Below are 20,328 nucleotides of genomic sequence, written 5' to 3'. Positions count from 1 at the left end.
GAGGGCGGTGGTCATGTCGGTCACTCCGAGAGGTTGTCGGGTGGCGGGCTCGTCGAGGTGCCCGCGGGCAAGCCGCTTCCCCACCTTTCCCGTCGAATTGATAGGGATACTCGCCCGGAGTGGCCCTCACGGGCAAGAGCGTGACCGGATGGTGGACAGCAGGGTCTTGAGATGAAAGACGGTGCAGGTCGCAGGCCTGCCGCCGAACCGTGCGTGGGGTGGTCTCGGTCCGACCGTCCATCAGGAGGGATGCCGGCGCGGCGAGTTCGCCGTGCCGGTCGGTGCGCCGCGCGACAGGCCGACACGCACCGTCGAATGCGGCACGGAGCCCCTGCCCCGTCGAGGCCGAACCCGCGGCACCCGTACGTCACTCCAGGCGGTCGGCCGGTGCGCGGACCCGGCCCCGAGCCGGCCCACCGGCTCCCCGGACTGTGGACAACAGCCCGGTTCATTTCACCGGAAGGCGTTTTGTGTCCGGCGGATGAAATTGGCGCGCGCTTCCGCCGATATCGATATCGGGACCGTTGACAGCCCTTCTCCGGGCTGCCTAGCTTACGCCGCAGATAACGACATCAGCGGCCTCTTCTGTCCGGCATGACGGCTGCTTTTCGATTCTTCCATTCATCGAATGCTGCTGGAGTGTCCTTGACCGAATCCCTTGTTCTCAGCGCACCCCCGGGACCGCCAACGCCGGCCGAGCGGGTGCTCCCGCTCCGCCGGCCCGGGCGGTGGATCGCCACCGTCGTCGTGCTGGTCCTGGTGTCCCAGGCGGCCCACGGCCTGCTGACCAACCCCTTCTACCAGTGGGACCGGTTCGCGTACTGGTTCACCCGGCCGGTCATCCTGGAGGGCCTGTTCACCACCCTCCAAGTTGCCGCGTACAGCGCGGTCCTGGGCCTCGCGGGCGGCATCCTGCTCGCCCTCGGCAGGCTTTCCACCAACCCCGTACTGCGGTCCGTGAGCTGGACGTACATCTGGCTGCTGCGCTCGGTGCCGCTGATCGTGGTCCTGCTCTTCCTCTACAACCTCGGCGCCCTCTACCCCACCCTCAGCATCGGGGTGCCCTTCGGGCCCGCCTTCTTCACCTTCGACGAATCACGGCAGGCCACCGACATCGTCGTGGCGGTCGTGGGACTGAGCCTGGCCGAAGCCGCGTACGCCGCCGAGGTGGTACGGGCGGGGCTGCTCTCCGTCGACCAGGGCCAGCACGAGGCGGCGGCGGCGCTGGGACTGCCCAAGCGGTACCAGTTCGCCCGGATCGTCTTCCCGCAGGCCCTGCGCGTGATCGTGCCCGGGTACGTCAACTTGCTGATCGGTCTGGTCAAGGCCACGTCACTGGTCTTCTACGTGTCCCTGCTCGACCTGTTCGGCACGGTGCAGAGCCTCGGCAGCACCTACTCCGGCGACGTGGTGCCGCTGCTGGTGGTGGCCACCTTCTGGTACGTGGTCCTCACCAGCGTCCTCTCGGTCGTCCAGTTCTACATCGAGCGGTACTACGCGCGCGGCGCGCTGCGCACCGTACCTCCCACCCCCCTGCAGCGGGCCCGGACGGGCCTGCGCGACCTGCGGGACCGCTTCCGGAAGGAGACGGCGCGATGACCACGGCCACTGCCGCGCGGCCCGCAGCGATCGAAGTCCACGACGTGCACAAGTGGTTCGGCGGCCGACAGGTCCTGGACGGGGTGAACCTGACGTTGCGGCCGGGCACGGTCACCGCGATCCTGGGCCGCTCCGGGTCGGGCAAGTCCACCCTGCTGCGGGTCATCAACCACCTGGAGAAGCCCGAGGCCGGATACGTCAGCGTGGGCGGCGAGCCGATCGGCGTGCAGCGGCACGGCGGGCGGCTGAAGGAGCTGAGCGACCGGGCCATCCGCGCCCAGCGCGGGCGGATCGGCTTCGTCTTCCAGAACTTCAACCTCTTTCCACACCTGACCGTGCTGGACAACGTCGCCGCGGCCCCGGTGGCAACCGGCAGGCTGCCGCGGCCGCAGGCCCGGGCCCTGGCGCACGAACTCCTGGAGCGCGTCGGGCTCGGCGACCGGACCGGTGCCTATCCGCGGCAGTTGTCCGGCGGTCAGCAGCAGCGCGTGGCCATCGCCCGCGCCCTCGCGCTGCGCCCCGGAGTCATCCTCTTCGACGAACCCACCTCCGCGCTCGACCCCGAACTCGTCGGCGAGGTGCTGTCCGTGATCAAAGACCTCGCCACCGGCGGTACCACCCTGGTCATCGTCACGCACGAGATCGGCTTCGCCCGCGAGGTCGCCGACGAGATCGTCTTCCTCGACGGCGGCCGCATCGTCGAGCAGGGCCCACCCGGGCAGGTGCTGGACCGGCCCGTCCATGCCCGTACGCGGGAGTTCGTGAGCAAGGTGCTCTGACTCCGCCCCGCCCCGTTTCCCCCGTCCCGTCCCGTCCCGCCTCGCCCCGACCGAGCAACCCTTACCGAACCGAAAAGGAACACCATGCAACGCCGACGCTCTCTGCGCACCGGACTTCTTCGCGGCCTCGGCGCCGCCACTGCCACCGTGGCGCTCGCCTCCGGCCTCACCGCGTGCGGGGGCGATGCCGAGGCCACCGGATCGGGCTCCGGCAAGGTCACCGTCGGCGCGGTGTCCAATGGCGCCGCTCAGCAGGTCGAGCTGTCCGTCCCGGTGGTCGAGTCCCTGCGCGCCGGGCTGCCCGCCGACGTCCGCGAGCGAGGCGAACTCGTCATCGGGGTGGGCGCGCTGCCCGCCGGCTTCCCGCCGTTGGCGTACGTCGGCACCGACCAGAAGACCCTGACCGGGGCGGAGCCGGACCTCGGCCGCCTGGTGGCCGCGACGCTCGGGCTCAAGCCGGTGGTGAAGAACTCCACCTGGGAGAACCTCTTCGTCGGCATCGACAGCGGCAAGGTGGACGTGGCCTTCACGAACGTCACGGTCACGGAGGAGCGCAAGAAGAAGTACGAGTTCGCCTCCTACCGGCAGGACAACCTGGCCTTCGAGGTCCTGAAGGACAACCCCTGGACCTTCGGCGGCGACTTCCACAGTCTGGCGGGCAAGACGGTGTCGGTCAGTTCCGGCACCAACCAGGAGAAGATCCTGCTGGAGTGGCAGAAGAAGCTGCAGTCCGAGGGCAAGGACATCACCGTCAAGAACTTCCCCGATGCCAACAGCGCCTACCTCGCCCTGAGCGGCAAGAAGATCGACATCAGCTTCGGCCCGAACCCGTCCATCGCCTACCACATCACCCAGACGGCGAGCGGCAAGGCGCCCACGCGCAACGCCGGTTCCTTCTCCGGGGCCGGTGAGTCGCTCCAGGGCCTGATCGCCGGGACCGCGAAGAAGGGCAGCGGGCTCGCCAAGCCGGTGGCGGACGCGATCAACCAGCTGATCAAGAACGGCCAGTACGCACAGGTGTTGGCCGCCTGGAACCTGTCGAACGAGGCCGTGACCACCTCGGAGGTCGACCCGCCGGGCCTGCCGGCGACCAACTCCTGAATCCCCGGTCCCAGGCCGCGCCACGGACGGAGAGCCCGCCGTATGAGCACCCACGCAGGTCCGAGCACGAGCACGAGCACGAGCACGAGCAGGAGCACGAGTCCGTATACGGGCACCCTCGTGTCCCCACACATCCTGGACAACCCGGCCTGGGCCGCGTTGTCCGGCCCGCACGCCGCCTTCGCCGAGCGGGCCGCCCGCCCCGACACCGACTCCTCCTCCCGCGCCGCACGCTACGCACCGGACGTCTCACCGTTCGCCGCCCTCGCGGACCCGACCGACCCGGACTCCTGGGCCGACCTGCACAGGCTGGTCGGCGACGGCGGGACCGCCGCGCTCGCCGGCGTGCTGAGCCCACCCGACGGCTGGGAGACCGTCGGCTCGGTCCCCGGCGTCCAGTTGGTCGACACCTCGCTGCGCGCCGAACCCGCCCCCGAGGCGGTTCGGCTCGGCCCGCGTGACGTACCGGAGATCCTGGGCCTGATCGACCTCACGAAACCCGGTCCGTTCCTGCCCCGCACCGTCGAGCTGGGCACGTACCTCGGCATCAGGCACCGGGGCCGGCTGATCGCGATGGCCGGTGAGCGGCTGCGACCGCCCGGCTGGACCGAGATCAGCGCGGTGTGCACCCATCCCGACCACCGGGGCAGGGGGCTGGCGACGCGGCTGGTCCGTGCCGTCGCCGCGGGCATCCGGGAGCGGGGCGACGTCCCGTTCCTCCACACCGCCGCGAGCAACACCACGGCGATCCGACTGTACGAGTCGATCGGCTTCACCCTGCGTCGCCGGCCGTCCTTCATGGCGGTCCGCGCGCCCGGCAACACTGCTGCCAACTCCTCTTAATATCCCGGTCATTGTATGGCACCGCTATCGGGCGTAGCGTTTCGAGGAGATATCGGCGACGGGCCTCTTCTCCGCCCTTTCACATGCCCTCATTCGCGACGCGCATCGGCCTCCTTTTCCGCACGGCCGATCAGGAAGGCGTAATTCGACGTGCCCGCATCCCCGCCCCACTCCGCATTCACATCACCGTCTTCCGCACCGCTGCACCTCGCCGTCGCGCTCGACGGCGCGGGATGGCACCCTGCCGCCTGGCGGGAGCCGGGGGCCCGGCCCGGCGAACTCTTCACGGCCCGCTACTGGGCCGATGCCGTGGCCGAGGCCGAGGCCGGACTGCTCGACTTCGTCACCTTCGAGGACGCCCTCACCCTCCAATCCTCCTCGGCCGACCGTCCCGACGGGCGCACCGACCAGGTCCGCGGGCGGCTGGACGCGGTGCTCACCGCCGCCCGCGTCGCACCGCTGACCCGGCACATCGGGCTGGTCCCGACCGTGACCGCCACCCACACCGAGCCCTTCCACATATCCAAGGCGATCGCGACCCTGGACCACGTCAGCCGCGGACGTGCCGGCCTGCGGGTCCAGGTGTCACAACTGGACTACGAAGCACGGCACTTCGGGCGCCGGGCGGTCCCGCTCCCCGACGCGGAGTCCTATGCGGAGGCCGCCGACCACATCGAGGTGATCCGGAGGCTGTGGGACAGCTGGGACGACGACGCCGAGATCCGGGACGTGGGCACCGGCCGGTTCGTGGACCGCGACAAGCTGCACTACATCGATTTCGAGGGCCGACACTTCAGCGTCAGGGGGCCTTCGATCACCCCCCGTCCACCGCAGGGGCAACCGGTCGTCAGCGCGGCGGGCCCTGCCGGCGCCCTCGGTGACGTCAGCGCGGCGTACGGGCTCATCGCCCGGTCCACGGACATCGGCTACCTCGCCGTACGCGACGCCGATGAGGCCCGCGCCGCGGTCGCGGAGCTCCGGCGGGACCGGGAATCCGCCGGGCTCTCCGCGCAGCCGCTGCACCTCTTCGCGGACCTCACCGTGTTCCTGGACCAGGACGCCCCGGCGGCCGACGCGCGCCGAAGCCGCCTCGACGCGCTCGCGCACACCCCGTACAGCGGTGACACCGCGATCTTCACGGGAACCTCCGCGCAGTTGGCGGACCTGCTCCAGGACTGGCGGACGGCGGGCCTGTCGGGTTTCCGGCTGCGGCCGGGCGTACTCGCCCACGACCTGCCCGCGATCACCCGGGGGCTGGTGCCGGAGCTCCAACGGCGCGGGGTCTTCCGCCACGCGTACGAGGCGGACACCCTGCGCGGACTGCTGGGCCTGGAGCGCCCGGTCGGCCGCTACGCCGCCCACCCCGCCGCCTGATCCCGGACCCGGAAGGACCCACCATGAGCAGCAAGCCGCTCAAGCAGATCCACCTCGCGGCCCATTTCCCGGGCGTCAACAACACCACCGTGTGGAGCGACCCGGCGGCCGGCAGCCACATCGACTTCGATTCGTTCGTCCACTTCGCGCGGACCGCCGAACGTGCCAAGTTCGACTTCCTCTTCCTCGCCGAGGGGCTGCGGCTGCGCGAACAGGGCGGGAAGATATACGACTTGGATGTGGTCGGGCGGCCCGACACCTTCACGGTGCTCGCCGCCCTGGCCGCCGTCACCGAGCGCCTCGGACTGACCGGCACCATCAACTCCACCTTCAACGAGCCCTACGAGGTGGCCCGCCAGTTCGCCTCGCTGGACCACCTTTCCGAGGGTCGGGCCGCGTGGAACGTCGTTACCTCCTGGGACGCCTTCACCGGCGAGAACTTCCGGCGCGGCGGGTTCCTGCCGCGTGAGGAGCGCTACTCGCGGGCGAAGGAGTTCCTGGCCACCGCGACCGAGCTGTTCGACTCCTGGGACGGCTCCGAGGTCGTCGCCGACCCCGTGTCGGGCGTCTTCCTGCGGGACGCGCGGGCCGGGGCCTTCGCCCACCACGGGCGGCATTTCGACATCGAGGGGCACTTCAACGTACCGCGCAGTCCGCAGGGCCGGCCGGTCGTCTTCCAGGCCGGCGACTCCGACGAGGGGCGCGAGTTCGCCGCCGCCAGTGCCGACGCGATCTTCGGCCGGTACGGGACGCTCGACGAGGGCCGGGCGTTCTACGCCGACGTCAAGGGCCGGCTTCCCGCGTACGGGCGCTCCCCGGACCAGTTGAAGATCCTGCCCGCGGCCACCTTCGTACTCGGCGACACCGACGCCGAGGCGCACGAGATCGCGCACGAGGTCCGCCGGCTCCAGGTCAGCGGGCAGACCGCGATCAAGTACCTGGAGCACGTATGGAACCGGGACCTGTCCGCCTACGATCCCGACGGCCCGCTGCCCGCCGTCGACCCGGAGGTCGGCGAGAACACGATCGCCCTCGGTCGGGCGAGCGTCCGCCAGTTCCGCGACCCGCTCGAAACGGCCCGGCAATGGCGCGAGCTCGCCGAGGCCAAGAAGCTGTCGATCCGCGAGCTCGTCATCGCGACCACCTCACGCCAGACCTTCGTCGGGTCCGCCGCCACGGTCGCCGCGTCGATCAACGACCTGGTGCAGGCGGACGCGGCCGACGGGTTCATCCTGGTCCCGCACATCACACCGGGCGGCCTGGACGTCTTCGCCGACACCGTCGTCCCGCTGCTCCAGGAGCGCGGTGTCTTCCGCTCCGAGTACGAGGGCACCACCCTGCGCGATCACCTCGGGCTCTCCGTGCCCGGCGTCGAAGCGCCGGCCCGGCAGCCCGCGGCCTCGTGAAGTTCCTGGCGATCACCCTGATCGCGGACTCCCCGGATCCGGTGACGGGCGCCCCCACACCCACCCGTGAGCGGTTCCGCGAGTTGGTCGCCGCCGCGCTGCTCGCGGAGGAGCTCGGCTTCGACGGCTTCGGCGTCGGCGAGCGCCACGAGCGGCCGTTCCTGTCGTCCTCGCCGCCCGTGGTGCTCAGCCACATCGCCGCGCTGACCCGCCGCATCCGGCTGTTCACCGCCGTGACCACGCTGAGCCTGCTGGACCCGGTGCGGGCGTACGAGGACTACGCCACGCTCGACCACCTCAGCGACGGTCGCCTGGAGCTGATGATCGGCAAGGGGAACGGCACGGCCCAGCGCGAGCTGTTCCACGTGACGCCCGAGGACCAGTGGGAGCGCAACGCCGAGGGCTACGAGCTGTTCCGGCGGATCTGGCGCGAGGACAAGGTGAGCGCCGAGCCGCGCTTCCGCCCCGCGCCGGCCGGCGCCGAGGTGTTGCCGAGGCCCTTCCAGCCGGCCCTGCGGGTCTGGCACGGCAGTGCGACCAGCCGGGAGTCGGTCGAACTCGCGGCGCGCTACGGCGACCCGCTCTTCTCGGCGAACGTCACCCACCCGATCGGTCCGTACGCCGAGCTGATCCGCCACTACCGGGAGCGCTGGGAGCACTACGGGCACGATCCGGCGCACGCGGTCGTCGGCGCGGGCACGGCCGGCTACCACGCGGCCCCCACCTCGCAGCAGGCGGTGGCGGCGTACCGGCCGGTGTTCGCCCGGTACCTCGCCGCCCACGAACGGCAAGGGATCGTTCCCGTCTTCACGACGCCGGAGGACTTCGTCGAGCGGAGCTCGGCTCTCGTCGGCAGCCCCCAGCAGGTGATCGAGAAGGTCCACCGCTACCACGAGGCGTTCGGGCACACGGTCTTGCACCTCCAGGCGGAGCCGGGCGGGCTCACTCCCGCGGAGCACCGCGCCTCCCTCGAACTCTTCCAGTCGCAGATCGCCCCGGTGCTGCGCCGCGAGATCCCCGACCCCGTCTTCCCCGACCCCGCCTTGCCCGACCTGTAAGGAGCCCGGCATGTCCGGCATCCCCCTCGGGGTCCTCGACCTCGTCCCCGTCCCGTCCGGTTCCACCGCCGCCGAGGCCCTGCGCCACAGCATCGACCTGGCCCGGCGGACGGAGGCGTTCGGCTACGCCCGCTACTGGTTCGCCGAACACCACCTCAATCCGGGCGTCGCCGGGACCTCCCCGGCGGTCGTGCTCGCGCTGACCGCCTCCGCGACCTCGACCATCCGGCTGGGCTCCGGCGCCGTCCAGCTCGGGCACCGCACCGCGTTGTCCACGGTCGAGGAGTTCGGCCTGATCGACTCGCTGCACCCCGGGCGCCTGGACCTGGGTCTGGGCCGCTCGGCCGGCCGGCCGCAGTCGCGCACCGGAGAACCGGCCCGGCCCGGCACCCCCGTCGTGGACGGGTACGCCCCGAACGGACTGCGCATCCCGGCCCGGTTCTCCTTCGAGCACCTGCTGGGCCATCCGCGGGTCGCGCTCCAGCGGCGGCTGCTGAACCTGCCCGGCGCCCAGCCACAGGACTACGCCGAGCAGGTCGAGGACGTCCTGGCGCTGCTGCGGGGCGACTACCGCTCCCCGGAAGGGGCGGAGGCACATGCCGTCCCGGGGGAGGGGGCCGACGTACAGGTGTGGATCCTGGGCAGCAGTGGCGGGGTCAGCGCGGAGACCGCGGGCCGCAACGGGCTGCGGTTCGCGGCCAACTACCACGTCAGCCCCGCCTCGGTGCTGGAGGCCGCCGAGGGCTACCGGGCCGCCTTCAAGCCGTCCGCCGAACTCGACCGGCCGTACCTGACGGTGTCCGCCGACGTCGTCGTCGCCGAGGACGACGCGACCGCCCGTGAACTGGCCACCGGATACGCGCCCTGGGTGCGCAGCATCCGTACCGCCGAGGGTGCCATTCCCTTCCCCACACCGGCCGAGGCGCGGGCCCTGCCCTGGACGGAGGCGGACCGGGCACTCGTCGCCGACCGGGTGGACACCCAGTTCGTCGGCTCCCCGCGGACCGTCGCCGATCACCTGGAGCGGCTCCAAGACGCGACCGGGGCCGACGAGTTGCTGATCACCACCATCACGCACGACCACGCGGACCGGGTCCGGTCCTATCGCCTGCTGGCCGAGGAGTGGCAACGCCGCTCCGGCACCGACCGAGCCGCCACCCGCTCGTGAGGCCGGCGCGGGGCCGTCAAGCCGGTGCCCTCCGCGTGCTCGACTACCGTCCGGGAGATCCGGGAGATCCGGGACCGGGGGTTGGTCTCGCGGGCGCGCGATACGTGACAGCTGACCGGACATGCGAATCGTTGTAGGCTGCCGCGACCGCACTTGACCCACTCACGTGGGCAGGGAGCAGACCGACCGGGAGTCACTCGATGCTGCGCACCATGTTCAAGTCCAAGATCCATCGGGCCACCGTCACACAGGCCGACCTGCACTACGTCGGCTCCGTGACCATCGACGCCGATCTGTTGGACGCCGCCGACCTGTTGCCCGGGGAGCTCGTCCACATCGTGGACATCACCAACGGGGCGCGGCTGGAGACGTACGTCATCGAGGGCGAGCGGGGGTCCGGAGTCATCGGGATCAACGGCGCCGCCGCGCACCTCGTGCACCCCGGCGACCTCGTCATCCTCATCAGCTACGCGCAGGTCGAGGACGCCGAGGCCCGGGCGCTGAAGCCGCGCGTCGTGCACGTGGACTCGGACAACAGGATCATCGAGCTCGGGGCGGACCCCTCCGCCCCGGTTCCCGGGACGGACCAGGAGCGCAGCCCCCACGCGGTGGCTGTCTGACATTTCCGAGCAGAGGCGGGGGACCATGGCCGAGAACCAGGCGATCGAGTTCGAGGACGACCGCAAGGCCGGGCGGCTGCTGGCCGTCGAGGACGGGGCGGTGGTCGGGTTCATCGCGTACTTCGTGCTCGACCGGGACCCCCGCGCGCTGGTCGCCGTACACACCATCGTCGAGCCGGGCCACGAGGGCCGCGGGATCGGCGGGCGGCTGGTGAGGACCTTCTACGGGCTCGCCGCCGCCGACGGCGTTCCCGTCGTCCCGCTCTGCCCCTACGCGGCCGGCTGGGCGGCCAAACACCCCGACGAGGCCCCGGCCGCCCCGGCCGAGGCGGTCGAGGCGGCGAAGGCGCGGCTGGAAGCGGACGCCGACCTCTGGTGACCGGCCGCCCCCTGACCCTGCTGCACACCTCCCCGGTCCACGTCCCCGTCTTCGACGCGCTGCGGGACCGGAACCACCCCGGAGCCGTGCTGCGGCACCTCGTCGTCCCGGAACTGCTGGAGCGGGCCCGTACGCACGGGCCCGCGTCGGTGGCCGCGGACGTGCGCGACGCGCTCGCCGGGACGGACGGACCGGTGCTGGTCACCTGCTCGACGATCGCGGACGTCGCCGAGGGCCTCGCGCCCGGATTCGGGCGGTCCGTCCTCCGGGTGGACCGTCCCATGGCGGCCGAGGCCGTGCGCACCGGGCCGAGGATCGTCGTACTGGCCGCCGTCGAGTCCACCCTCGGCCCGACGGTGGAACTGCTGGAGCAGGAGGCCACCGGCCGGGCCGTGTCGATCCGTACGCACCTGGTCGCGGGGGCGTGGGAGCGCTTCGAGGCAGGGGACACCGCCGGGTACCTCGCCCGGGTGGCCCGCGCCGCGGACGCGGTCGAGGGCGCCGACGTCATCGTCCTCGCCCAGGCGTCGATGGCCGCCGCGGCGGAGCTGACGAGCACCGCGGTCCCGGTCCTGGCCAGTCCCGCGACCGGGCTGGCCGCGGCGCTGCGCCCGTAGGACGTCGGGTACGCCGCCCGTACGCCGCCGGCGGGCGTACCCGACCGGTTCCGGGGAAGGTGGGGCTTATGGTGCTCAACCTCGTGGTGCTCGACGAAGACCAGACGCAGCCACCCGCCCCGGAACCCGATCCGGTGCCCGCGCCCCCGCCCGGCCCCGGACCCTTCCCGGAGCCCGACCCCGTGCCGCGGCCCGCCCCTCCGGTGCCGGGGCCCGTTCCGGAGCCCGATCCGGTGCCACCGCCCCCCGGGCCGGCCCCGATCCCGCAGCCCGGACCGCTGGGTCGCGGGTAAAGCGTCAAATCCCCCTCGAAGACAGCCGGTTGTCGCTATTGTCAGCCTCCACCGGCGCCGTCCGCATGTGCGGTTCCGGCACGTCTTCAAGGGGGCTCTCATGGGTGCACGGGGCCGGCACCGCCGGTATCAGCCGAGCAGCATCAACCGCGCCTCGCTCGCCGTCACCGCCGGCGGCGCGGGCATCGCACTCCCGCTCATCGGTGCCGGGGCCGCCCACGCGGCCTCCGTCGGCACCTGGGACAAGGTCGCCGCCTGCGAGTCCACGAACAACTGGCACGTCAACACCGGGAACGGTTACTACGGCGGCCTCCAGTTCAGCCAGAGCACCTGGCGAGACTTCGGCGGCACCGCCTTCGCGTCCCGCGCCGACCTGGCCACCAAGGCCCAGCAGATCGCGGTCGCCGAGAAGGTGCTCAATGGGCAGGGGCCCCGCGCCTGGCCCGCCTGCGGTCCGCAAGCCGGGCTCAGCCGCAGCGGTCCGGCGGCCGACCCGGCGCCCGCCGCGATCCCGCGCCAACAGCAGGCCCCGGCCGCGGCCGTCGAGGCCCAGGCGCCCGCCCGGGCACAGAGCACGCCCCGCCCGACCGGTACCTCGGTCCTGCCGAACCCGTACGTCGTCGCCCCCGGGGACTCGCTCTCGGCGATCGCCACCGACCAGCACGTCGAAGGCGGCTGGCAGGCGCTGTACGAGACCAACCACGACACCATCGGCGGCAACCCGAACCTGATCTTCCCCGGCCAGCGGCTCACCCTGCGCGTCACCACCGCACCCGTCGCGCCGCCCGCCCAGAACCCGGAGAAGCCGCCGCGCGTCGCCGAGCCGGTCAAGCCCGTACAGCCGGCCGCCCCCAAGCCCGAGCAGACCAAGCCCGAGCAGACGAAGCCCGCCCCGAAACCCGAGCAGGACAAACCGGCGGAGTCGGCGTCAGCGAAGCAGGAGACGGCCTCGGGAGGCTTCACCGCGCCCGTCGACGCCGCCATGGGCACGGCGTACCACGTCGCCGGTTCCTCCTGGTCCAGCGGTTACCACACCGGGGTCGACTTCCCGGTGCCGACCGGTACCGGCATCAAGGCCGTCGGCTCCGGCACCGTCCTCTCGGCCGGCTGGGCCGGGGCGTACGGCTACCAGGTCGTCATCCGGCACGCCGACGGCCGGTACTCCCAGTACGCCCACCTCTCCGCCCTCGGCGTGAAGGCCGGGCAGCAGGTGTCCGGCGGACAGCGCATCGGCCGCTCCGGCTCCACCGGCAACACCACTGGGCCGCACCTCCACTTCGAGATGCGCACCGGGCCCGGGTACGGCACCGACATCGACCCCCTCAAGTACCTCCGCGGGCACGGCGTCGACATCTGACCCCCGCGCGTGCGGCGGCGGCGCGGCCGTGAGCAGGATCAGGCCGGCCGCCGCCGCCACGGCGCTCACCAGCGCCGCCGCCGTCCCGACGGACCCGTACCGGAAACCCTCGCCGAACAAGGAGAGGCCGACCACCGCGGCCACCACCGGGTCCACCACGGTCAGCGTGGCGAGCGGCGCCGCCAGCCCGGCCCCCCGGTAGGCCGCCTGCGACAGCAGCAGCCCGCCGGACGCCAGGACCGCGATGGCCAACAGGTCGGGCCACCGGGCGGCCGGCGCGTCCGGCGAGAAGCCGTCGGCCACCGACTTGGTGAACACCGAGGCCATGCCGAAGGCCGTTCCCGCGGCCGCCGCCAGCAGCACACCGTGCAGCGCCACCACCCGGCGCATCCGGTGCGCCGCCAGGAACAGCGCCGCCACCGAGGCCCCCGTCACGATCAGCAGCAGGCCCCGCTCGCCACCCGTCAACGTCCGCCCCGCGTCCCGGTCGCCGCCCGTCAGCGCCAGCAGTCCGGCCAGGCCGACCGCCGCCAGCAGCGCCCCGCGCCAGGCCGCCGCCCCCGCCCGGCGGCGCACGAACACGGCCGCCATCGGAAGCGCGAAGACGATGGTCAGCGCCCCGAGCGGCTGCACCAGACTCAGCGGCCCGTAGGCCAACGCGACGACGTGCAGCACCGCCCCCAGCCCGTTCAGGGCCACCGCCGCCCACCAGACGGGCCGGTGCAACGGCGCGGAGAGGCGGTCCGGCGTGCCGGCCGCGACCCGCTCCTGGACGATCGCGCCCGCCGCGTACGCGACGGCCGAGGCCAGGCAGAGCAGGACCGACAGCGCCAGTGCACTCATGTTGTCCACAATGCCCCACCCCGGCGGCCTATTCCTGGTCCGGCCCGGACCCCTGCGCCGCCTCCTGCCCCGCCCCCTGCCCCACTCCGATCGCGCCTCTCCCGACCGCCTCCCCGCCGGCCGCGACGGCTGCCTTCCGCCTTCCGCAGGGTGACGTCCCCTCGCGCTCCGTGAGGAGTGCGGGCACGGGTTTGGTGCCGGGCGCGTGGCCTCCGTACAGTTGCGGTTTTGAGGACTTCCGCAGCAGGCGGATGCGGACGATTGATCAAGGAACGGCAGCGGCCATGACGGTGACCGAAGACAACCACGTGACCGGGGACGGCGCCCAGGCGTACGGCCCGGGCATCGATCCCGACCGGCTGGCCCTCTGCCTCAGCGTCCTCGACGAGCTGGACAAGCTCGACGTCGACCACCCGGACGCCGTCACCGTACGCCGCGCCACCGCCGGCCTCTACCGCACGGTCAAGCAGCGCCGCCGCCAGGAGCGCCGCGCCGCGAAGACCGCCAACGACAAGGCCGTCACCGAGGCGACCGCGACCGGCTCCGCCGAGCGCATCGACGACGAGACCCAGGGCAACGCGCTGACCGCCGCGACCAAGGGCCCGATCGCCGGGATACTCCAGCGCCCGCGCTCCTGCTATGTCTGCAAGACGCGCTACGTCGAGGTCGACGCGTTCTACCACCAGCTCTGCCAGGACTGCGCCGCCTTCAACCGCGCGCGCCGCGACGCCCGCACCGATCTGACCGGCCGCCGCGCCCTGCTCACCGGTGGCCGCGCCAAGATCGGCATGTACATCGCGCTGCGGCTGCTGCGCGACGGCGCCCACACCACCATCACCACCCGCTTCCCCAATGACGCGGTCCGCCGCTTCAAGGCGATGCCGGACAGCTCCGAGTGGCTGCACCGCCTGAAGATCGTCGGCATCGACCTCCGCGACCCGGCGCAGGTCGTCGCGCTCGCCGACTCGGTCGCCGCCGAGGGCCCGCTCGACATCCTGATCAACAACGCCGCCCAGACCGTACGCCGGTCCCCGGGCGCGTACAGCGAGCTGGTGGCCGCCGAGAGCGCCCCGCTGCCGGCCGGTGAGCTGCCCTCCGCCGAGGTGATCGGCACCTTCGGCAGCGGCACCGTCGACCGGGTCGCGGCCCTCCCCACCGGCAAGGGCGAGAAGCTCACCGCCCAGGACGTCACCGAGCTCGCGCTGGTCTCCGGTTCCGCCTCCCTGGAGCGGATCGCGGCCGGTACCGCCATCGACGCCGGCGGCCTGGTCCCGGACCTGCACGACACGAACAGCTGGATCCAGACGGTGTCCGAGGTGGACCCGATCGAGCTCCTCGAAGTGCAGCTGTGCAACTCCACGGCGCCGTTCATCCTGATCAGCAAGTTGCGTCCGGCGATGGCCGCCGCCGAGGCCGGTCGCCGTTACGTCGTCAACGTCTCCGCGATGGAAGGCGTGTTCAGCCGCGGCTACAAGGGCGCCGGGCACCCGCACACCAACATGGCGAAGGCCGCGCTGAACATGCTGACGCGCACCAGCGCCCAGGAGATGTTCCAGAAGGACCAGATCCTGATGACCGCCGTCGACACCGGCTGGATCACCGACGAGCGTCCGCACCCGGACAAGGTCCGGCTCGCCGAGGAGGGCTTCCACGCCCCGCTCGACCTGGTGGACGGCGCCGCCCGGGTCTACGACCCGATCGTGCGCGGCGAGGCCGGCGAGGACGTGTACGGCGTCTTCCTCAAGGACTACGCGCCCGCCAACTGGTAGGCCGTTCCCGACGGTCCGCGCGCCCCGGCCCCTCCCGCGAGGGGGCCGGGGCGCCGCCGTGTCAGCCGGTCCGGCGGGCCGTCGTACGCGCGAACTCCCCGGCCGCCACCCGTTCCAGGACCGGCCGCCGGTCCTCCATCACGCCCGCGTCCAGCCCGACCACCTTGCCCGTGTCGTCGGCCCGGCGCAGGACCACCGCCGTCGCGGCCTCCGGGTCCGCCTCGAAGGCGCGGACCTCCGACCGGTCCATCGGGCCGCCCTGCTCGCGTCGGAGGGGTGCGAACGGCGCAGCAGCGCCGCCGTCTGGAGCCCGTGGTCGTGCGGGTCCACGGGGTCGCCGCCGCGGTCGGGCGTGTCCCGCGCCCCGCGACAGGCGTGCGGCAGGTCCATGAGCCCCTCGACACTCTCCGTTCCCGGCACTTGGGACCTCGTCACCGCCACCGCTCCTTCGCTCGCCGGCGCACGCGTGTCCGTCCGCCGCGGGCCGAGCAGAGCATCCGCCGATGACGTCCGGTGCCACGATCGGCTGAATTCGGGGCGACGACACGACGGCGAGAGTGAATTTTGCCTTTCCATCGAGCGGGGCCCCGCTCATATGTGTACTCTGGAGCGCATGAAAGGGCCCCACCACGGCCCTCCCTCGCTCCATCACGGCGCCACCGCGTCCGGTATCCCTTTCATTCCTGCCCGGCGCGGGGTTCGCCCGCCGGGTTACGCGACACAAAGGAGTGCGCGGTGACAGAACCGAAGAAGTCCGACCAGGTCCTGCTGGAACGGTCCGGGTGGCAGGGCAAGAGCCGCTCCGACGCACTGGGCAGCCTCGAAGTCTGGGCCCGCTCCGCACCGATCCGACTGGCCGGTTACGAAGACGACCTGGCGGAGCCTCACATCCTGCCCGGCATCGACTAGTTGTCCCACACCGTCGCCCGGCCGGACCGGTCCGGGAGGCGGCCCCGGCGACACAGCGCCCCCGCGCCGGTCCGGCGGCGGGGGCGCCGCACGTATCCGCCCGTCCGCCCGCGCGTACCCACCGGGTTCCCGCACGGTGTACGCCCTGGGCGTCATCGCTGAGGGCGATCAAGGGTTCCGGCCCCGGGCCCCGGCGGGCAGGCTGACCGGCATGAGACTGCTGATGCTGGGCGGCACCGAATTCGTCGGACGCGCCATCACCGAAGAGGCCGCGGATCTGGGCTGGGACGTCACCGTCTTCCACCGGGGGCACCACGCACCCCCGCCGGGCACCACCGCCCTGCACGGGGACCGCACCGCCCCCGACGGCCTGGCCGCGCTCGCCGCGGGGGAGTGGGACCTCGTCGTCGACACCTGGGGCGGGGCCCCCACCGCCGTCCGCGACAGCGCCCGGCTGCTCGCCGGCCGGGCCGGACGGTACGCGTACGTCTCCAGCCGCTCCGTGTACTGCTACCCGGCCCCCGTGGGCCTGGCCGAGGACGGCCCGCTGGTGGAGGGCTCGCCGGACGCGTCGGCCACCGCCTACGCCGAGGACAAGCGGGGTGGTGAGCTGGCGGCCCTCGACGCCTTCGGCGAACGGGCCCTGCTCGTGCGCGCCGGTCTCATCCTCGGCCCGTACGAGAACGTCGGCCGGCTGCCCTGGTGGCTGGGCCGCGCCGCCCGGGGCGGACCGATGATCGCGCCGGGCCCGCGCGACCTTCCGCTCCAGTACATCGACGTACGCGACCTCGCGCGCTGGACCCTGCGGGCCGCCCCGGCCGGCCACGGCGGCGCGTTCAACCTCGTCTCGCCGTCCGGGCACGCCACGATGGGCGGCCTGCTGGACGCCTGCGTGAGCGTCACCGGAGGCGGGGCGGAGCTCCGCTGGACCGATCCGGCCGCGATCGAGGCCGCGGGCATCGAGCCGTGGACGGAACTGCCCGGCTGGCTCCCGCCGGGCGAACTCCACGACTTCATGTGTCGCGCGGACGTCACGAAGGCCCTGGCCGCGGGCCTGGAATGCCGCCCGGTCGAGGAGACCGTGGCCGACACCTGGGCCTGGCTCCGGTCGCTCGGGGGGGTCGCCCCGCAACGCCCCGACCGGCCGATGAAGGGTGTCTCACCGGACCGGGAAGCGGCGCTACTCGGGCTCTGACCAGGCCGCTTCCGCGAGACGGGTGGGCGGCAGGTACTCGCGGAGCAGCCTGCGGTGCCACCACGCGCCGGTCTCGCGCAGCTCGCGCCAGGTGGTGAACCGGTAGCGGTAGAGCCTCGCCCGCACGTATACCGGCGGCGCGTCCGGGAAGGGGTTGTGGCGCAGCAACCGCAGGGTGTCCCGGTCGTTCGCCAGCAGTCGTTCCGCGAACGGACCGAACCAGTCCCGCGCGTAGCCGGGGGAGAGCGCCGCGAACCACATCAGCCAGTCCAGCCGCAGGTGGTAGGGGGCGAACTGGCGGGGCAGTCGGCGCGGATCGCCGGGTTTGCCCTTGAAGCCGTACTCGCGCCAGTCGCCGTCCGTGCGGGGGACCCGCTCGGCGGTGCCCTCCACCACCACCTCGTCGCGGATCCGGCCGACCGTGCCGAACGCCCCGTAAGTGTTGACCAGGTGCAGGGAATCGAAGGAGCGGTTCATCACCTGGCGCCGCGAGAGCATGTTGGCCACCGGATGCCGGCTGAGGACGAGCACCAGCGCGGTCACCGCGCAGACCAGGACCGTGTACCAGAGCGGCGCCGGACGGAAGGCCGCGGCCGGCGGCGGCCCCGCGAGCCCCGTGAAGTCGACGGCACAGAGCGCGGGCGCGATCGTGATCCAGTTCAGCCAGGCGAAGTTCCCCGAGAGGACCAGCCACAGCTGCGTCGCGACGATGATGCCGGCGGCGTACGAGGCGACTGGCTGGGGGGTGAACAGCAGGACGGGGACGACCAGTTGGGTCACGTGGTTCGCCGCGCACTCCACCCGGTGCAGCGGCTTCGGCAGGTGGTGGAAGAACCAGCTCAGCGGCCCCGGCATCGGCTGCGTCTCGTGGTGGTAGTAGAGGCAGGTGAGCTTGCGCCAGCAGGCGTCGCCGCGCACCTTGATCAGCCCGGCGCCGAACTCGACGCGGAACACCACCCAGCGCAGCAGCCACAGCACCAGTACGGGCGGCCCGGTCCGCGCGTTGCCGAGGAAGACGGCGAGGAACCCCACCTCCAACAGCAGCGACTCCCAGCCGAAGGAGTACCAGGTCTGCCCCACGTTCACGATCGACAGGTAGAGCAGCCACAGCACCGCCCACATCGCCATCGCCGCCCCCAGCGGCACGGTGTCCCCGGCGCCCGCCGCGAGGGCCGCGGCCAGTACCGCGCCGGCCCAGGCGCAGCAGGCGAAGAGCCGGTCGGAGTAGCGCCAAGAGAACAGGCTCGGGGCGCGGCGGAAGGGGACATGGCGCACGTACCGCGGCACGGGGAGCATGCCGCGCTCCCCGATCAGCGCCCGGAACTGGAGGGCCGCGGCGGTGAAGGCGCAGAGGTAGACGCCGGCCAGGGCCCGCTGGAAGACCAGCCGGCCCAACCAGTAGCCGGGCGCCGTGAACCAGTCCATCCCCTCCAGTATCAGGCGGCGGGGGCCGCGGTCGCCAGCCTGCGCAGCGTGCGGCCGAGCAGGCGGGCGTAATTCAGCTGGAGGAAGGGGACCACCGGGCCGCCGAGGCGGGTGTACCAGCGGGCGGGACGGCTGAAAGCGGTCACCTCGAACCACACCGTGCCGTCGGGGTCCATGAGCACCATGAACGACTCCTCGCCGGATTCGGGGTGGCCCGTCAGGGTTCCGTAGGCGAAGCCGACACGTGCGCTCTCGTACGCGGTCCGCAGGATCAGGCAGCGGGCGTCGACGCGCAGGGGGCCGAAGCCGATCCCGACCGTCACCCGGGCGCCGGGCCGCACGGCGCCCGGCTCCGCCAGGACGCGCATGCCCGAGGCCCGGTGGGCGCGGAAGGTGGTCAGCGCGGCCCCGGCCGCCGCGAAGACGGCCGGGCCGTGTCCGATCCGGGTGCGGTGGTGGAGGTGGTGGTATCCGGCGGGCAGCGGGCGGCGCTCCGTCGCGCCCCTTTCCGGGTAGCTGAGGGTGTCACGGTCGGTGCTGAGAAGTCGGGTCATCGGGTCATCTCCTGTCGGTCCATGGTGAGCCGGCGCCAGGCCAAGAGCGAGCAGAGGGCGAAGCCGAGCGCGTTCCCGAGGCCGTGGGTCGCGGCCATCCAGGTCAGGGTGGGGTGGGTGATTCCGGTGGCCTCGCCGGTCGCCCACCACAGGGCGAGCAGCATCGTGGCCACCAGGACCCCCGCGGAGCCGGCGAGAAGCGTGCGGGTGGTGCGGTCGCGGGCGCCCGGCCGGATCGAGCGCCAGGTGGTCAGGGCCACCGCCCACATCCCGGCGGTCAGCACCACCGCGCCCACCAGCTCGGCCCAGTCGGCGATGAAGTAGCCGAGCAGCACCAGCAGCGTCCCGGTGGGCACGCTGTACGCGGCCCAGCGGGCCAGGGTCGCGCCGCGCCCGGGAGCGGCCCCGGGCGGGCGGCCCTCTTCGGCCGCCCGGCACACCAGTCCGGCGACCAGGGCGGCGGTGAACCCGGCGAAGTGGAAGTGCGGGACGGTCAGCTCCAAGACATCGAGGTCGAAGCCGAAGAGCCGGTACCCGGCACGCTCCGCGACCAGGGCACTGCCGGCGACGGCGGGGGACACGAGCGCGGTGAGCACGGCGGCCTCGGCCGGCGCCGGCAGGCGGTCGCCGGTGCGCGACGGCGTTCGCACCGGGAGGACACCCAGCCGGGCCGCTCCGCCGGCCGCCAGGGCCAGGGCGGCCGTCGCGTAGAGCGCGGCGAGCACCGTGGCCGGGGCGCCGCGCGGCAGCCACAGGCACACGGCCCCGGGGGCGGCGAGCAGGGGCCAGAGCCGGGCGGTGCGGCGGAACCCGGCCGGGTCGATCAGGCGCAGGCCGGTGGGGACGACGTAGAGCATGCCCAGCGTGACGATCAGGTTCACGAGTACCGTCACGGCCACTCCCGCGGGTCGATGCGTCGAACATTCTTGAACGCGTTCAAGTCACGGTCGTGACCTTACGCGTCCTCTTGAACATGTTCAAGGGCTGGTTCCGGCGCTCCGGTTGCGGGCCGGCCGAGGATGCGGCAGACAAGAGGGAG

19 protein-coding genes and 1 pseudogene are annotated in these 20,328 nt (G+C 72.7%); 15 read left to right on the top strand and 5 right to left on the bottom strand.

Going from position 1 to position 20,328, the window contains the following annotated elements:
* The first annotated feature begins 594 nt into the window (after positions 1–594).
* The 12 genes from ACFVXJ_RS24600 (at position 595) to ACFVXJ_RS24545 (ending at position 12,594) form a co-directional block, all read left to right on the top strand.
* Positions 595–1,599 carry an amino acid ABC transporter permease gene (locus tag ACFVXJ_RS24600; RefSeq protein ID WP_389664737.1) on the top strand — a complete coding sequence of 335 codons (1,005 nt, stop codon included), beginning with the start codon at positions 595–597 and terminating at the stop codon, positions 1,597–1,599.
* Positions 1,596–2,378, top strand: coding sequence for an amino acid ABC transporter ATP-binding protein (locus tag ACFVXJ_RS24595; RefSeq protein WP_389664735.1), 783 nt, complete (start codon positions 1,596–1,598; stop codon positions 2,376–2,378). The genes ACFVXJ_RS24600 and ACFVXJ_RS24595 overlap by 4 nt, the downstream gene beginning before the upstream one ends.
* Positions 2,379–2,462: 84 nt before the next feature.
* The gene (locus tag ACFVXJ_RS24590) at positions 2,463–3,479 is read left to right on the top strand and encodes a transporter substrate-binding domain-containing protein (protein WP_389664733.1); all 1,017 of its coding nucleotides are present in this window, start codon (positions 2,463–2,465) and stop codon (positions 3,477–3,479) included.
* Positions 3,480–3,521: 42 nt separating this feature from the next.
* Positions 3,522–4,322 (top strand): GNAT family N-acetyltransferase, encoded by an 801-nt coding sequence (locus tag ACFVXJ_RS24585; RefSeq protein ID WP_389664732.1) that lies wholly within the window; start codon positions 3,522–3,524, stop codon positions 4,320–4,322.
* Between the two features lie 150 nt (positions 4,323–4,472).
* Positions 4,473–5,696 carry an LLM class flavin-dependent oxidoreductase gene (locus ACFVXJ_RS24580; RefSeq protein ID WP_389664730.1) on the top strand — a complete coding sequence of 408 codons (1,224 nt, stop codon included), beginning with the start codon at positions 4,473–4,475 and terminating at the stop codon, positions 5,694–5,696.
* Between the two features lie 23 nt (positions 5,697–5,719).
* On the top strand, positions 5,720–7,102 hold the full coding sequence (locus ACFVXJ_RS24575; protein WP_389664728.1) for an NtaA/DmoA family FMN-dependent monooxygenase: 1,383 nt from the start codon (positions 5,720–5,722) through the stop codon (positions 7,100–7,102).
* Positions 7,099–8,160 carry an LLM class flavin-dependent oxidoreductase gene (locus ACFVXJ_RS24570; RefSeq protein WP_389664726.1) on the top strand — a complete coding sequence of 354 codons (1,062 nt, stop codon included), beginning with the start codon at positions 7,099–7,101 and terminating at the stop codon, positions 8,158–8,160. The genes ACFVXJ_RS24575 and ACFVXJ_RS24570 overlap by 4 nt, the downstream gene beginning before the upstream one ends.
* Before the next feature lie 10 nt (positions 8,161–8,170).
* Positions 8,171–9,328, top strand: coding sequence for an LLM class flavin-dependent oxidoreductase (locus ACFVXJ_RS24565; RefSeq protein WP_389664724.1), 1,158 nt, complete (start codon positions 8,171–8,173; stop codon positions 9,326–9,328).
* 200 nt (positions 9,329–9,528) lie between these two features.
* A complete protein-coding gene (gene panD / locus ACFVXJ_RS24560; protein ID WP_389664723.1) occupies positions 9,529–9,948 on the top strand; it encodes an aspartate 1-decarboxylase in 420 nt (139 codons plus the stop codon).
* A gap of 25 nt (positions 9,949–9,973) precedes the next feature.
* Positions 9,974–10,327, top strand: a complete 354-nt coding sequence (locus ACFVXJ_RS24555) for a GNAT family N-acetyltransferase (protein ID WP_389664721.1) — start codon at positions 9,974–9,976, stop codon at positions 10,325–10,327.
* Entirely contained in the window at positions 10,324–10,944 is a 621-nt protein-coding gene (locus ACFVXJ_RS24550; protein ID WP_389664719.1) for an arylsulfatase, read from the top strand. The genes ACFVXJ_RS24555 and ACFVXJ_RS24550 overlap by 4 nt, the downstream gene beginning before the upstream one ends.
* 393 nt (positions 10,945–11,337) lie before the next feature.
* Positions 11,338–12,594 carry a transglycosylase family protein gene (locus ACFVXJ_RS24545; RefSeq protein ID WP_389664717.1) on the top strand — a complete coding sequence of 419 codons (1,257 nt, stop codon included), beginning with the start codon at positions 11,338–11,340 and terminating at the stop codon, positions 12,592–12,594.
* Positions 12,595–12,708: 114 nt separating this feature from the next.
* On the opposite strand, the pseudogene ACFVXJ_RS24540 reads toward ACFVXJ_RS24545, so the two are convergent.
* A pseudogene (locus ACFVXJ_RS24540) lies at positions 12,709–13,437 on the bottom strand (DMT family transporter); the annotation flags it as partial.
* A gap of 284 nt (positions 13,438–13,721) precedes the next feature.
* On the opposite strand from ACFVXJ_RS24540, the gene ACFVXJ_RS24535 reads away from it, so the two are divergent.
* Entirely contained in the window at positions 13,722–15,206 is a 1,485-nt protein-coding gene (locus ACFVXJ_RS24535) for an SDR family NAD(P)-dependent oxidoreductase (RefSeq protein ID WP_389664715.1), read from the top strand.
* A 61-nt stretch (positions 15,207–15,267) separates the two neighbouring features.
* On the opposite strand, the gene ACFVXJ_RS24530 is transcribed toward ACFVXJ_RS24535, so the two are convergent.
* Positions 15,268–15,456, bottom strand: a complete 189-nt coding sequence (locus ACFVXJ_RS24530) for a hypothetical protein (RefSeq protein WP_389664714.1) — start codon at positions 15,454–15,456, stop codon at positions 15,268–15,270.
* Positions 15,457–15,941: 485 nt separating this feature from the next.
* Between ACFVXJ_RS24530 and ACFVXJ_RS24525 the strand changes: the two genes are divergently transcribed.
* Both ACFVXJ_RS24525 and ACFVXJ_RS24520 read left to right on the top strand, forming a co-directional pair.
* Positions 15,942–16,115: a hypothetical protein gene (locus ACFVXJ_RS24525; RefSeq protein ID WP_361308749.1), complete on the top strand. Its 174-nt coding sequence runs from the start codon at positions 15,942–15,944 to the stop codon at positions 16,113–16,115.
* A gap of 211 nt (positions 16,116–16,326) precedes the next feature.
* Positions 16,327–17,310: an NAD-dependent epimerase/dehydratase family protein gene (locus tag ACFVXJ_RS24520; RefSeq protein WP_389664712.1), complete on the top strand. Its 984-nt coding sequence runs from the start codon at positions 16,327–16,329 to the stop codon at positions 17,308–17,310.
* Here ACFVXJ_RS24520 and ACFVXJ_RS24515 read toward each other — a convergent pair.
* Genes ACFVXJ_RS24515 through ACFVXJ_RS24505 form a run of 3 tightly spaced genes read right to left on the bottom strand, consistent with a single transcriptional unit; the run spans position 17,296 to position 20,182 of the window.
* Entirely contained in the window at positions 17,296–18,735 is a 1,440-nt protein-coding gene (locus ACFVXJ_RS24515; RefSeq protein WP_389664710.1) for a lipase maturation factor family protein, read from the bottom strand. The two genes, ACFVXJ_RS24520 and ACFVXJ_RS24515, sit on opposite strands and share 15 nt — an antisense overlap.
* 11 nt (positions 18,736–18,746) lie before the next feature.
* Positions 18,747–19,289: a DUF1990 family protein gene (locus ACFVXJ_RS24510; protein ID WP_389664708.1), complete on the bottom strand. Its 543-nt coding sequence runs from the start codon at positions 19,287–19,289 to the stop codon at positions 18,747–18,749.
* Positions 19,286–20,182: a YndJ family protein gene (locus ACFVXJ_RS24505; RefSeq protein WP_389664706.1), complete on the bottom strand. Its 897-nt coding sequence runs from the start codon at positions 20,180–20,182 to the stop codon at positions 19,286–19,288. Before ACFVXJ_RS24505 ends, ACFVXJ_RS24510 begins: the two co-directional genes overlap by 4 nt.
* Between the last annotated feature and the right edge of the window lie 146 nt (positions 20,183–20,328).

The sequence above is a fragment of the Streptomyces sp. NPDC058279 genome, from assembly GCF_042881255.1.
Lineage (GTDB): Bacteria > Actinomycetota > Actinomycetes > Streptomycetales > Streptomycetaceae > Streptomyces.
Note: the sequence above shows the minus strand (reverse complement) of the source record. Positions and strands in the feature narration are given on the sequence as shown.

Excerpts from the sequence above, each read along its gene's own strand:
- ACFVXJ_RS24545 (WP_389664717.1), top strand. The coding sequence starts at position 11,338 with ATGGGTGCACGGGGCCGGCACCGCCGGTATCAGCCGAGCAGCATCAAC.
- ACFVXJ_RS24515 (WP_389664710.1), bottom strand. The coding sequence starts at position 18,735 with ATGGACTGGTTCACGGCGCCCGGCTACTGGTTGGGCCGGCTGGTCTTC.
- ACFVXJ_RS24535 (WP_389664715.1), top strand. The coding sequence starts at position 13,722 with ATGACGGTGACCGAAGACAACCACGTGACCGGGGACGGCGCCCAGGCG.
- ACFVXJ_RS24585 (WP_389664732.1), top strand. The coding sequence starts at position 3,522 with ATGAGCACCCACGCAGGTCCGAGCACGAGCACGAGCACGAGCACGAGC.
- panD (WP_389664723.1), top strand. The coding sequence starts at position 9,529 with ATGCTGCGCACCATGTTCAAGTCCAAGATCCATCGGGCCACCGTCACA.
- ACFVXJ_RS24590 (WP_389664733.1), top strand. The coding sequence starts at position 2,463 with ATGCAACGCCGACGCTCTCTGCGCACCGGACTTCTTCGCGGCCTCGGC.
- ACFVXJ_RS24595 (WP_389664735.1), top strand. The coding sequence starts at position 1,596 with ATGACCACGGCCACTGCCGCGCGGCCCGCAGCGATCGAAGTCCACGAC.
- ACFVXJ_RS24600 (WP_389664737.1), top strand. The coding sequence starts at position 595 with ATGACGGCTGCTTTTCGATTCTTCCATTCATCGAATGCTGCTGGAGTG.
- ACFVXJ_RS24510 (WP_389664708.1), bottom strand. The coding sequence starts at position 19,289 with ATGACCCGACTTCTCAGCACCGACCGTGACACCCTCAGCTACCCGGAA.
- ACFVXJ_RS24565 (WP_389664724.1), top strand. The coding sequence starts at position 8,171 with ATGTCCGGCATCCCCCTCGGGGTCCTCGACCTCGTCCCCGTCCCGTCC.
- ACFVXJ_RS24575 (WP_389664728.1), top strand. The coding sequence starts at position 5,720 with ATGAGCAGCAAGCCGCTCAAGCAGATCCACCTCGCGGCCCATTTCCCG.
- ACFVXJ_RS24530 (WP_389664714.1), bottom strand. The coding sequence starts at position 15,456 with ATGGACCGGTCGGAGGTCCGCGCCTTCGAGGCGGACCCGGAGGCCGCG.
- ACFVXJ_RS24555 (WP_389664721.1), top strand. The coding sequence starts at position 9,974 with ATGGCCGAGAACCAGGCGATCGAGTTCGAGGACGACCGCAAGGCCGGG.
- ACFVXJ_RS24520 (WP_389664712.1), top strand. The coding sequence starts at position 16,327 with ATGAGACTGCTGATGCTGGGCGGCACCGAATTCGTCGGACGCGCCATC.